The sequence below is a fragment of the Mesobacillus subterraneus genome (assembly GCF_000934845.1).
Lineage (GTDB): Bacteria > Bacillota > Bacilli > Bacillales > Cytobacillaceae > Mesobacillus > Mesobacillus stamsii.
The window spans coordinates 32,080-45,441 of record NZ_JXIQ01000035.1 but is presented as its reverse complement, the minus strand read 5'-3'; the positions used below and the strand labels follow the sequence as shown (position 1 = coordinate 45,441).

At 40.3% G+C, this 13,362-nt stretch carries 13 protein-coding genes; 12 read left to right on the top strand and 1 reads right to left on the bottom strand.

What is annotated here, in order from left to right; genetic code table 11:
- Positions 1–129 precede the first annotated feature (129 nt).
- From UB32_RS06270 to UB32_RS06260, 3 genes are all read left to right on the top strand, one after another.
- Complete coding sequence (locus UB32_RS06270) at positions 130–468, top strand: acyltransferase (RefSeq protein ID WP_241768436.1); 339 nt, start codon at positions 130–132, stop codon at positions 466–468.
- 156 nt (positions 469–624) lie between these two features.
- Entirely contained in the window at positions 625–1,833 is a 1,209-nt protein-coding gene (locus UB32_RS06265) for a glycoside hydrolase family 88 protein (RefSeq protein ID WP_044392132.1), read from the top strand.
- 175 nt (positions 1,834–2,008) lie between these two features.
- A complete protein-coding gene (locus UB32_RS06260; protein ID WP_044392131.1) occupies positions 2,009–3,553 on the top strand; it encodes a lipopolysaccharide biosynthesis protein in 1,545 nt (514 codons plus the stop codon).
- Between the two features lie 52 nt (positions 3,554–3,605).
- On the opposite strand, the gene UB32_RS06255 is transcribed toward UB32_RS06260, so the two are convergent.
- Entirely contained in the window at positions 3,606–5,930 is a 2,325-nt protein-coding gene (locus tag UB32_RS06255; RefSeq protein WP_241768435.1) for a right-handed parallel beta-helix repeat-containing protein, read from the bottom strand.
- Positions 5,931–6,059: 129 nt separating this feature from the next.
- On the opposite strand from UB32_RS06255, the gene UB32_RS06250 reads away from it, so the two are divergent.
- The 9 genes from UB32_RS06250 (at position 6,060) to UB32_RS06210 (ending at position 13,208) form a co-directional block, all read left to right on the top strand.
- The gene (locus UB32_RS06250) at positions 6,060–6,497 is read left to right on the top strand and encodes a VanZ family protein (RefSeq protein WP_241768434.1); all 438 of its coding nucleotides are present in this window, start codon (positions 6,060–6,062) and stop codon (positions 6,495–6,497) included.
- 148 nt (positions 6,498–6,645) lie between these two features.
- Positions 6,646–6,849: a hypothetical protein gene (locus tag UB32_RS06245; protein WP_044392130.1), complete on the top strand. Its 204-nt coding sequence runs from the start codon at positions 6,646–6,648 to the stop codon at positions 6,847–6,849.
- Positions 6,850–6,897: 48 nt separating this feature from the next.
- Positions 6,898–7,677: a hypothetical protein gene (locus UB32_RS06240; RefSeq protein WP_044392129.1), complete on the top strand. Its 780-nt coding sequence runs from the start codon at positions 6,898–6,900 to the stop codon at positions 7,675–7,677.
- A complete protein-coding gene (locus tag UB32_RS06235; protein WP_044392128.1) occupies positions 7,677–7,937 on the top strand; it encodes a PqqD family protein in 261 nt (86 codons plus the stop codon). Before UB32_RS06240 ends, UB32_RS06235 begins: the two co-directional genes overlap by 1 nt.
- Positions 7,927–8,406, top strand: a complete 480-nt coding sequence (locus UB32_RS06230) for a S24/S26 family peptidase (protein ID WP_044392127.1) — start codon at positions 7,927–7,929, stop codon at positions 8,404–8,406. The genes UB32_RS06235 and UB32_RS06230 overlap by 11 nt, the downstream gene beginning before the upstream one ends.
- Positions 8,382–10,178 carry an ABC transporter ATP-binding protein gene (locus UB32_RS06225; RefSeq protein ID WP_044392126.1) on the top strand — a complete coding sequence of 599 codons (1,797 nt, stop codon included), beginning with the start codon at positions 8,382–8,384 and terminating at the stop codon, positions 10,176–10,178. The genes UB32_RS06230 and UB32_RS06225 overlap by 25 nt, the downstream gene beginning before the upstream one ends.
- Positions 10,179–10,193: 15 nt before the next feature.
- A complete protein-coding gene (locus UB32_RS18960) occupies positions 10,194–11,192 on the top strand; it encodes a nucleotidyltransferase family protein (RefSeq protein ID WP_052806969.1) in 999 nt (332 codons plus the stop codon).
- Between the two features lie 46 nt (positions 11,193–11,238).
- On the top strand, positions 11,239–11,535 hold the full coding sequence (locus UB32_RS06215) for a DUF5658 family protein (RefSeq protein WP_044392125.1): 297 nt from the start codon (positions 11,239–11,241) through the stop codon (positions 11,533–11,535).
- A 134-nt stretch (positions 11,536–11,669) separates the two neighbouring features.
- Entirely contained in the window at positions 11,670–13,208 is a 1,539-nt protein-coding gene (locus tag UB32_RS06210) for a SulP family inorganic anion transporter (protein WP_052806968.1), read from the top strand.
- Positions 13,209–13,362 lie beyond the last annotated feature (154 nt).

Sequence of the window (13,362 nt, the reverse complement as noted above, 5' to 3'; positions counted from 1 at the left end):
AGGTAATTACTTTTTTGGCTCTTAAAGATGAAAATTATTAAACTGAAAATTGTGACATTATTTATGCAACACTAGTGAGGGAAAGTAAGTCCTGAAGAATTAACTGTGCAAGCATGTAAAGAGTTGGGAATGAGAGTAGGGAAGAATTGTCACGGATTAGCTGCGAGCACGATTGATGTGGCTCATTGCTGGTTAATTGAAATTGGCGATCATGTTACCTTTGCGCCTCAAGTATATTTATTAGCGCATGATGCTAGTACCAAAAAATACTTAGACTATACGAAAATTGCCAAAATCATCATTAAAGATCATGCGTTCATTGGAGCAAGAGCGTTAATTATGCCTGGAGTAACAATTGGTGAGAATGCAATTGTCGCTGCGGGAAGCGTCGTAACAAAGCAGTACCCGATAGATGTGTCGCTGGTGGAAATCCAGCAAAAATACTTGCGAAAACGGAAGAATACCTAGATAAACACCAAAAAATGATCGCTCAATCGAAGGTATACGATCAAAGTTGGACAGTTAGCGAGAAAATAACGGTCGATAGGAGAGAAACGATGTCTAAGGAACTTGAAACTACTATAGGTTATGTAAAGTAAAACCGTACCCGGAAAGGAATCAAAAATGGTATTCCAAACATTTGTTTACATCATTACCTGTCTAGCGATATTGGTTGTGTTAATAGACTTTATATTGATAGGAACAGATTGGCTGTTCAGAATAAAGATAGGAAGGTTCAAAAACGATTCAACTTGGAATCAATCGATTGTCAATAAAGGGAAGCGGTGGCTGAATCATACTCCGAGAATCAGAGTTACTGATAATACCAGATTAATCGTGATCGATATGGTAAGAGGGAATTACGCTAATACAACCATTCAGCATTGGCAGGAGGCGGCGTTGTTATTAGGGTTGGCAGAGGCTGCAAAACAGGATGAAGAGCTACAAGAAGAAATAATCAGATATATGGACCGGAGCTTTACTAAAGCGGGGAACTGGAGAAAAAAGCCTCAGCATATTGACGGAGCTATTCTTGCTTATGCGTTATTTAAGCTGGACTTCATAGAAGTAGATAAATATAGACCAGCACTCGATGATACTTGGAAATTAATCTTGGACCATATTGGCGACGACGGAACCGTCCAATATCGCAAGGCCAATAAAACTTATAGATACGTGGATACGATCGGTTTTATTTGCCCATTTTTAGTTGCGTACGGCTTGCGGTATCAAAAGGAAGAATGTATTTCTTTAGCCTTTAAGCAGATCATGGAGTACAAAAAGTATGGACTTATGGAGAAAAGCTTTATCCCTTGCCATGCTTACGAAGTAAACAATAAACTTCCTCTAGGAGTTTATGGCTGGGGAAGAGGTCTGGGATGGTTTGGGCTTGGCTTAATTGATACATGGAAGGAGCTCCCAAGCAATCATCCAGCTAAAAAGGAACTGGAACATCTTGTAGTAGATTTTTCCAGAACGATCCGACAATTTCAAAATGAGAATGGCAGCTGGAACTCAACGGTGACAAGGACTGAAAGCAGAGCGGATTCTTCTGCAACAGCCACACTTTCCTGGTTTTTACTGAATGCTACGGAAGGTATTCAGAATCATCAAGAGAACTGGTTAGCTGCCGAGAGAGCAATTCATTATCTGATGACAGTAACGAGAAGGGACGGCGCGATCGATTTTTCCCAAGGAGATACGAAGGATATTGGCGTTTATGCATCGATGTTTACTATTATGCCTTTTACCCAAGGATTTGCTATTAGAAGTATGAATTTGTATAGGCAAAAAGCAATATCACAAAATAGCAAGATCAAAAATGTTTCATAACTTATATTATGAGTTCGTGAAGGATGAACTACAGGTCAGTCAAATCGCTCGTTATTTGGAAATACAAAGATTTACTCTGTTATCGGCAATTTCAATGGTTCGATTCAAAAAGCTAATCCGATTTTTACAATCGTAAGTTTACAGTTAAAGATTAGATAGAAAAGTGGAGAAGACAATGAGAGTAAAAAATTCCATGCTAAATATCGCCGCAGGCTTGGCTAACCAATTCATTATTACAGCACTCAGTTTTATCTCAAGAACTGTATTTATTTCGACTCTCGGGATTGAATATTTGGGTGTAAATGGCTTGTTCACGAATATACTTGCTATGCTGACTCTTGCTGAGGCAGGCCTTGGGGTAAGCATCATGTATAGTCTGTATAAACCAGTTGCCGAAAATGACCATCATCGAATCAACGTGTTAATGAAATTCTATCGCAATACCTATATGGTCATAGCTGCTGTCATTTTAGCATTAGGTCTTTTGATTATGCCATTCTTGGATCTCATTATAAAAGACACAAACGTGGAAGATATTCATCTCATCTATTTGATCTTCCTGTTAAATACTGTTGCCCCATATTTCTATGTTCATAAAAATTCTTTCTTAAACGTTTCGCAAAAAGGCTATATTGTAACGGGAATCTACTCGGTTTCTTCGATTATCTCAGTTTGTATAAAAATTGGAATCCTTCACTATACACAAAATTATCTTTTATATTTGATCATTGATAGCATCATCACGATAGGGAATTCTCTCCTATTAGCGGTAATCGTAAACCGGATGTATCCATATTTAAAAGCTAAGGTAAAAGATAAACTAGATCCGGAGACAAGGAAGCAAATTACCACCAATGTAAAAGCGATAGTGCTTCAAAACATTGGAAACTATTTCATTTTTGGGACAGATAATATTATTATTTCTTCTTTTGTCAGTGTTGCTGCGGTTGGCCTTTACTCAAACTATCAGATGTTAATTGAAATCTGTCGTACATTTGTAAATCAAGTATTTACTAATATTTATCATAGTATCGGAAATCTCGTGGCGAGTGAAAATGCCGATAAGGTATATGCCATTTATAAAATTTATCGGCTGGTAAACTTCTGGCTTTATTCTTTCTTCACCATTTTTCTAGCAATCATACTAGAACCGTTTATCTCTATCTGGTTAGGTGCGGAATATTTATTAAATGGATCATTGCTGGCGGTATTATTGGTCATTTTTTATGAGAGAGGGATGAGGAATTCCATTACAACGATGAAAACAACTGCTGGAATATTTCACGAAGATCGGTTCGCGCCACTCTTGCAGGCTGTCATTAATATAGGCTTTTCTATTATTTTGGTTCAGAACATAGGGATTACGGGTGTCTTTGCAGGTACATTAATAAGTGCGATAGCTGTTCCGTTTTGGACGACTCCATACCTAGTGTTCCAAAAGGTATTTAAAAAACCGTTGTGGATGTATTATAAAGTCTATATTGCCGATGTTTTTATTTTAATCGGTACGTATTTTATTACCGCTAAAGCAGCGGATTTAGTGCCGATAGATGGGTATCCCTCCTTCGTTGTTACCATATTTTTCTGTCTGGTCATTCCTAATATTATTTATGTCCTCCTCTTTCACAGAACCGCTGAATTTGCCTATTTAATGGGAGTAGCCAAGAATGTATTAGCAAAAATATTCGTTAGAAGGTTCAAATGGAATTATAAAGTATAGAAAGCAACATAAAAAATCTCACCCGAATAAGAATAAGGGTGAGTGGAAAAAGTCAGATTTTCGTTACGACAACCTGTGCCTTTTGCGGTTGGCTATCTTGTAATAAAATCGAATTAGAATCGACAACTTTTATTAACGGCTGAATCATAGTCTTTGTGTCTGAAAAAATTAATATAAAGGGATATTCTGTATTTAAATTGTGAACGACAAGCGTTTCTTCCTGTAAGGTAACTTCTGTTTTAAAGGTAGTTTGCGGATTATAATCCAGGAAGATTGCTGGATCTGGCTGTGGGAGCAAGATGTTTTGAAAGTCATTATCTGCAGAAATGAAAATTTCCATTGGTTTTATATGATTATAGTAATTTAGTTTAAGTGGGGACTCCCCTTTATAAACGAAGTTGTTCTTATAAAGTGAAATGGCAAAAACTTTGATTACAACCGGCTTATCATGATGAATTAAATAGGAGAAATCAGCATTGTCTATCTCAATCGAACAATTTCTTACTTCAATAAGCGCTTTTGGCTGATTCAAATCAGTTGCAAATAGATACTTGTTAGCGATAACTTTTAATTGACAATCTTCGAGAAGGATCGTTGCTATTTTGCCAGCTGTATTAATGTTTCCTGCTTTTATAATAGTATCTGTAAATATCGATCGAGTAATTTTAACATACCTTTCTTTTGTGGCAAGGATGAGATTAAATACAGTACTATTCAGGTATTCACAGTTGTCAATAAAAACACTTTCCCCTTGCGTTGTTCCATTTTGGGTCTGGAGGGAAATAGTAAGATTCTTAAATGTACAGCCATTTTGATGGTATATGCGCAAGACTAATTCTTTTGGAGAGGAAGATTCAATAATACAATCCTCTATACTATATGCTGTAATAAATGGAGTATTTGTAAGAGTAGAGTATTTGATTCGATTTTGTTTAAATACGCATTTTATCGGATCGATTCCTAAGTTCATACTCGGAACATCGACAAAATTATTATTAGTCACCGTCACCTGATAAGTATTATTCGCGAAAAAGGACATATTGCCGCCAGTAAAACTATTTTCTGAAATATTCACATATGCATTGGCGAAGTGGGAGGTCATCAATCCAATATTGGTTGTGCAATTGGATAGGACATTTCCTCGGATATTTGCAAATAGCAAGCTATATAGATTAATCCCGATGGAATCTATATTGTAAATATGATTGTTTTCAATCTGAATCGAGTAACAGCCTGCCAAAATTCCATGGTTGCTTCCATAGATGAGATTATTTCTGATGACACAATTGTCTCCAAAGGAATCCTCCTGATTGATGCCATATCTTGTCGGATCACTAAAAATCGGCTTTCCATCCAAAAAACTATTGCTGCCTTTGCCATTATCGCGAATGACATTGTGCTGAATAATATTATAGCTGCCTCCTAGAGAAATCCCACCCCTATGCCCATTGAAAACTTCATTGTATTCAACCAAATTATGATGAGGAATGGATCCGAATTTCAAGGTGATTTGCATATTTTTTGACGGATTCGTCTCATTAAAGAAAACCATCCGCATTTTTGCGGCGCCAACAGGAATAGAGATATCAGTATATATTCTCCGTTTCTTCAGTACCCCTATAAAGGTATTGTCAGCCCGGAAGAAGAACACGTCGACTTCTTTTGTCATTAATGCGGTTAGTCTCGAATATCCTGCCCCGGTAATAAGAAAAGTGGAAATATTCGTATCTTGAGGGATGGCAATGAATCCGGTCGTCAATGTGTTGGCAGCTGATATTGCTTCTCCAGTTGCATAATCTAAATTGTTCTGACTTAGGTTTAGATTAAACTCGGCAAGTTCTCTAACAGCTGAGCTGGAAAAAGTGATATTATCCCCCATATAATCTCTGACAACGCAATTTTTGATCGAACTGTATTTGGTGCTCTTGTTGAAAACAACTCCATATGTGTGTTCCATCTTTCGTTCAGCGGCTACATTAGAAAAGCTTCGATCATCGCGGTCTCCAATAATTGTTCCGCCAATCAAGTGACTATTGTGTACATTGTCAAATTCAATACTATTTCCTTTAAAATTGTAATAGTCAGTTGTCGTTCTAGTATCAAATGGTGATTTTCTGTCAGAGTCATAGATAACCTTTAAAATAGAGCCGTTTAAGTCGAATGTCAGGTTGCTTACCATCTTTATGACCCGCGGAAAACATAAAGCATACTCCCCTTTAGGCAAAATTGCTTTAGAATATCCAGCCGTGCGAGCGTGCTCCAGTGCATGATTGATTCCGATAATATTAGAATCTGCCATTCGATAATCTGCATCTGTATAAGGCTTTGCAGGGATCCCTTGCGTAATATTCCACCGCTGTAATTCAATAATGTACAATTTACTCGTCTCCTTTTTCCTAGTAATCTTGTTGAATTCTTTATAAAATATGACTATTGTTGCTCGATTGCTTGGACTTGCTGTAGGAAAAAAGACTATTTGTCGGATAATTGGGGAGGGACGTATCTTTTGAGCTTAAGAAGAATATTTTTTATTGGATGGACCATTGCTTATATGACTTTCATCTGGATTCAATCCAGTTACTTTGATCCTGAAAGCCTTGCTGCCATTACTAGCACTTTAAACCGATCCGTTTATTTGATAATCGGCACGAGCTTAGAGCTAGCCCATCTCTTTCAATTTGGATTGTTGTACTTATTTATCGTGATCGTCTTCCTCAGTTTCGGCCCGTTGAGAACCTGGCAAGAGCTTACTGCTGCGGCAATCGCATTGGCGTATGGAGTGATAGATGAAATACACCAGTTGTATGTTCCGTTCCGGTCTTTTTCGATAGCAGATCTAGTAAAGGACACCATTGGGATTGTCTTTTTTTGGTGGATGGTGCATCGAAGTTATTTTTCTACGAAGCGTTCAAAATTAGGGCACTGGTTAAAAAGGGTGACGTAAATGCTGAAATTTGTCGAAAATATATTCTTTAAAAAGAACAAAAGAAAGGTTACACTTAATAGAGAGTTAGGTAACAGCCAAGGTGCGTAAAATACGCGCTATTATTTTGACTTTATCGTTCTTTATAATGAACAAAGGAGGGTATTCAATGAAAAAGGAAAAAGCGAGCATAAGTCCATTGGTTTTGAGTCATCAACCAATTAAGTTTGAAACTGCCCATAGCTGGAATAAAGGGCGTGGTAATAAGAACCCAAAAGGTGATGGCGATCATGGAAATCACTATCCAAATGAACCTCGACCTGGCAAGCCAGGACCAGGACCATTCCCTGACAAGCCATGGAAAAATAAATGATCATCGTTTTTGCTCTATTAAATTAGTACGACATTGAGGGATTATCTGATGAATACTATTTTCGTGAAAATGGCAGCTCATAGTTTACGTATATCCGCTGATTGGAATACATTGGAAGGTCTTGCCGCGCAATTTCTTCCTGTCTTGAAAAGAAAAGAGGAAGATGTAGATATCCAGTTAACCGTTTTGCCTGGATATGGAACGGTGTTTCAAAATTTCGATGTTCAGGTTGGAAAAGAGCCGAACAAAATCACCTTCAAACGAGCGGACTACCTAATAGAATCCAGCCCAGACTACACATCAGCTACCATCCAAGTTCATGACCAACTAGCTTTAAAGCATGCGTTAATGAATTTCTATAGCTCTTTTATCGTCTACCATAACTGGGGTCTATTAATTCACTCTTCCTGCGCAATTCAGAATGGCAGGGCCCACATCTTTGCCGGTCATTCCGGAGCAGGGAAGTCGACTGCTGCTAGACTATCAGAACCACGGGCGCTATTATCGGATGAAGCCACTATTGTGAAGATCGCCGCGGATGGGATGGTTGTTTTCGATTCCCCTTTCCGCAGTGAGCTGCAATCCACGTATCAACAACCAGCCCCGTTGGCAGGCATTCAGCTTCTGCACCAGTCTGAAAGAAACAGGCTGGAAAGGATGGGAGGGCCTGATGCGCTTGTTGCACTAATGGATAAGGTGTTTTACTGGAACGATGATCCGGCTGAGACGCATCGAATTATGGGCTTACTGCGGAATTTAGTAGAGAAGGTTCCTGTTTATGAACTGTATTTTCGCAAAGATCCTACATTTTGGGAGCTGATTTCGTAATGGTTCAATTTGTTCAAAAAAAGAATGTTGCTCAAATCGAAGTGGAGAATGAGTGGATCATTCTGGATACTGAGCAATATACGGTCACGAGGCTGAATGATCTTGGGGGATTCTGTTGGCAGAAGCTTAGGGAAGCCCAGACGGTGGATAGTCTGTACAAGGCAATTGACCTCGAATACGGGGTGGAATGCGAAAAAGATGCGATTGATCACTTTTTAGCGGATTTAACCAAATACGGGCTGATTTCCCATGCTGTTTGATCAAGAAACGATTCTTTTTTTAAAGATGGCGATTGACAAAGATGGCTTTCTCGAATTGCCTGCTGATGGCAACAGCATGTTTCCGTTAATCGAGAGAGGGGATGTATGCAGATTTGTACCTTGCAGCCGTGCTTCTTTTCAGAGAGGAGACATTATTTTGTATCACACTGGTCAAGGGCAATTAATAGCCCATCGGTTCATTCGCCAGGTAGCAAACGATTGCTTTTTCAAAGGGGACACGAATCTGGGATATGACAAGGCCGTCCAATTTGAACAAATAATTGGAAAACTGATGCTTATTAAAAAACAAAGATGCGAAGTCTCCATGAATCATTCCTCGGTGAAACGATGGGGAAATCTGATTATGGCCTTGCCTGCTTTGTCAGGAATGTTAAGGAAATACCTAAACGGGAAATCTCATTTTGCAGAAATGTGGAGTACGCTATGGCGAAAAGTAAACAGCTTATGAACCAGTATTTTTCACTCAAGGATATTCGTAAAACCTTTTCGATGTTGAAACCGTTTTTTCAAAGGCATTGGAAGGCTTATTCGGCACTCCTTTTTTTATTATGTTTCGATATTTTGTTCACGATTGCGTTTGCCTGGTTTTTCGGAAGGATCACGGACGCAGCAATTCGCGGTGATTTCGAGGAGTTGAAGAGACTGATCCCGATCGGAATTGGCCTTACTGTTTTGAATATCATCGCGAATTTCTGTGATATTTATTTTGAAACAATTGCTTCTAACGGCTTGAAAAAGGATTTGAAAGAATATTTATTTAAGCATATTCTCAGCCTGCCTGCAGGTGTTGCCTCTAATCTTCGTTCCGGCGACCTTCTTTCTTATTTTACCAATGATATCCACAGCATTGATGGGGTTACTGGCAGCAGTTTGTTGAATCTAATTCGCCTGCCGCTCACCTATCTTGCCGTCCTTATTTATCTCTTCCAATTAAACTGGGTTTTATCGATGATCAGCATCGTGATCGGTCCAATTGCGATGGTCGCGGGAGCGGGATTTGGCTTGCTGCTGAAACGAAATGGGCGCAAGCTTCATAGTTTGATTGCTCAAATTAATAATACGTTAAGTGAAACATTCCAGGGCTTCCAAGTCATCCGTTCGTTCACGCTTGAAAAAAAGGTTTTTGAAAAGTTTACTCGCGAAAACGATGCTTATTTTAAATTGGAACTTGAAAATGCAAAGCTGCAGGGCTGGTATTATTCCGGAGGGTACTTAATCAGTTCTGGCGTTTTTCTGACCTGTCTGTCGCTCGGTGCTTATTTTGTCTACCAAAAAGAAATGTCGATTGGCTCATTACTGACGTTTACCAATCTTGTTGGCTATCTTGTTTATCCGCTGACTGGATTAGCAGGACAATGGGCCGGTTTCCAAAGGTCGATTACAGCGATCGACAGAGTCATTGAGTTGGTTGAAAAACCAGTAGCATCATTGGACTTGCCAACCCATATACCGGTGAAACGCAAGCCGAAATCGATCGAATTTCAAAGGCTAACTTTCAGTTATGACGAAAATAAACAGATTTTTTCAAACTTAAGCCTGCAAATTCCACCGGGGAAAATGATCGCATTGGTAGGTCCGAGCGGAGCGGGGAAAACGACGTTGTTCCATCTGCTTCAAGGTGTTTATCAGCCGCAATCAGGAAAAATTTTGATCGATGGAATTCCAACAGAAGAAATGACCCTGTCAGAATTAAGAAGTACGATTGCTCATGTGCCGCAGGAGACATTTTTATTTGCGGGATCCATCCGTGAAAATCTTTCGTTAGCGAGAGAGGGGATTTCAGAGGCAGAAATGATCGAGGCTGCAAAACAGGCCTGCATTCATGACTATATCATGAGCCTCCCTCAAGGATATGATTCGGAAATTGGGGAACGTGGCATGAAACTGTCCGGCGGTCAAAAGCAGCGAATCGCAATTGCAAGAGCGATCTTAAAGGATGCCCCGATCCTGCTCCTCGATGAAGCGACATCTGCCTTGGATAGCAATACGGAATCAATCGTCAAACAAGCACTCGCGCAATTAATGAGGGGAAGAACAACGATCGTGATTGCCCACAGATTATCGACCATCCAAAACGCAGACGAAATTATCGTGCTCGATGAAGGGGAAGTAATCCAGACAGGCACCCATGAACAGCTAATTGCCGAAACTGGTCTTTATCGGAAGTTGAATGGCACAAAACCGAACCAAAAGAAATCTCTGTATCTTGTATCAAAGTGAGGGGAGTGGTGAAAAATGACGAATCAATTGGTAGCAGCGCTATATACAAAAGAGACTGGGTTGCCGAAAGAGGAAGCCTATTACAAACAGCTCTTACTTGATCGGCAATTCACTTCCATTGCTCCTCAGATTTATCATTCTTTGAAGGAAAAAGGCAGGTTAGAGCAAGTACCAGACTTTTTTAGCCACTATCTTAAAGGGCAGTACGATCAAACCATGCAGCTGAATTTCTTTGTAAAACACGAAACAACGCAACTTCTCGATGCATTTGAAGAACGCGGGATGGAAGTTATTCCTTTGAAGGGTGTTTGTTTTGCTGAAGACTATTTCGGAAGCCTCGGTGCAAGGAAAACATCAGATATAGATTTGCTCGTGAAGCACGGCCACATTGATGCAGCTGTAAAATTAGCAAATCAACTAGGTTTTACAGGGGAAGAAGCGAAGATTCCCGGTCATTTTCATTACAGTTACAGCAAGAAGCTTCCTTGGTCAGAGATCCCTCTCGTTGTTGAACTGCATTGGGATTTACTGAAGGAGTCGACGGCGCAGCTTGCGATCGAAGAATTTTGGCAGGCATCAGAGCCATTAGGACAGTACTCTTCTGTGAAAAAGTTATCCAGTCTCCATGTATTTTACATGATTGTTCTGCACGGATGGCGCCACAATCTTGACTCTCGAAAATACTATTTGGATATCATTCAACTGCTTCACTTTTTACAAGATGACTTAGACTTCGATCAATTGATAAATATGTCAGAAATGCACAAAACAAGAAAACGGCTGGTCCGAACGCTTTCCGCCGTGTATCAAGAGTTTCCTTTTCTTCATCAGCTCAAGCCTTTTCCATATCAATCTTCACGGAAATACCTGGAATTTACCTCGAAACAGGATGGAAGCAATTTTTACAAGAAATATACCGATTACGTCGATTACCAATTCTTTAGCTATGATACTCCGAGCGATACGATGAAGGAAATAATGGCAATCCTTTTTCCAAGCAGGAAAAAGTGTTAGCAGCAAGGTTGGATGGGAATAATAAAGGGAAAAGGGGGTGAGCAGCGTGGTCCTGTTATTCTATTATCTTGCTCTTCTAAACCTCGCCGATGCAGCCTTGACAGTTGCCGGAGTGGAAAGCTCGCGAATAACAGAAGCAAATCCTTTAATGGAGACGCTCTATGTCAATGATATCGGGCTCTTCCTTGCGCTAAAAGTTCTTCTTTCTGTGGCGTTAGTATTGTTTGTACTGTATAAAAAAGTTCCGCAATCAAAGTTCGTTAAGGGTCTGACTATGCTTGCAGCAGTTAGTTATACAACCGTCATTGGCTTGCATAGCTTATGGCTGGTCCAGCTTGCTTGACCAGTCAGCTCTTCCGTTCCCTCCTCGTATTGCTCCGTAAAAAATTCATTTCTTTTCTCAGTTTCCATATTCATTATCCGGGAAAAGGCGTATAATTTTTCTCATAAATGGATAGGAAAGAAGGCGTATTGTGGATGTTTCAGACGCTCAAGCGTGAACTGTTAGCCGGGATTACGGTTTCGGTTGTGGCGCTGCCGTTGGCACTGGCTTTTGGGATGCAGGCAACGGGCAATTCTGATGGTGCGATCATTGGATTGTATGGCGCAATCATCACTGGGTTCTTTGCGGCTTTATTTGGCGGGACGAAGAGCCAGGTTACAGGTCCGACTGGGCCGATTACGATTATTTTTACAGGAATTGTTGCGACACAGGGGCTGGAGTATGCCTTCATTGCTGCATTCATGGGCGGACTGTTTCAAATTGTCTTTGGGTTGCTGAAGGCAGGAAATTATTTAAAATTCATTCCGTTGCCGGTGGTCAGCGGCTTTATGAACGGAATTGCGATTATCATTATTATCGGACAGCTGCAGTATGTGACTGGCAGTTTTTTGGTCGTCATTTTAACGATTCTTTTCATGCTTGTGGCGATGAGATGGATTAAGGCGATTCCACCCAGCCTGATGGCGCTAATTTTAGGGACAGTTGCTGTGGTTCTTTTGGAAAAAGTGTTGCCGGCGATTCATTTCACACTTCCATTCCTCCATGATGTAATTTTCTTTGACAGTGTTGAAAGAATAGGAGAAATCCCTAAAGGACTGCCGCAATTCCACTTTCCTGCAGCCGATCTCTCAACGATGATTCAGCTGATTCCGGCGGCTTTAAGCATTGCAATCCTTGGTTCGATAGACTCGCTGCTAACGTCTGTCGTCATGGACAATATGACGGGAACAAAGCATAAGAGCAACAAGGAATTGATTGGGCAGGGGATTGGCAACACGCTAGCTGGAATGTTTGGGGCAATGCCAGGTGCTGGTGCTACTGTTCGCTCAGTTGTTAATTTGCGCAGCGGTGGACAAACAGCTATGTCAGCGATGGTGCATAGTGTTACCTTGCTGCTTTTCATGCTTGTGTTCGGGCAGCTAGCGGCGGAGATTCCGCTGGCGGTACTTGCTGGAATCCTGATCATGACAGGAATTACGATGTTTGATTACGACAGTTTGAAGATTTTAAAGGATGAACCAAAAACCGACGCTGCCATCATGCTGGTAACGATGATCCTAACTGTAGCGATTGATCTGATGGTTGCAGTCGGTGTTGGCATCGTGATGAGTGCACTCATCTTCATGAAGCGGATGAGTGAAGAAGGTTTTAAAATAAATCACACATCGGAAAGCGGATTGAAAATATATAATCTCGAAGGCCCGCTTTACTTTGGAGCCACAGAATTAATAGCGAAAACGATCAGTTCGGATAACAGTCCAGACATAGCGATAGCGATCGAAAAAGTAACCATTGTCGACGCTTCTGGTGCCTTGCTGCTACTGCAATTAAAGGATCAATTAAAAGAGCGGGGACAGAGCCTATATCTTGTCGGCAATGACCTTGACCTCGGCGGAATTCTAAGAAAGATGAATGTATTCCACGAATTTGGCACAACTGGCCATTTTGAAACACTGGAAGAGTTAATTACTTATCTGAAGTTTCATCAAAAATTAGGTACCGAGCCTGAATAATCTCAGGCCCGATTTCTTTCTAAACCCTTTCGTTTCTAAGTTTCTCTTTATTTGGTATAATATGAAAGTTACTACATAAAAGGAAAATAAGTTGACAATCAGACATAAAGCAACAAAAGATGACACATCCTGCTATAATAAGGCTATCAAGACA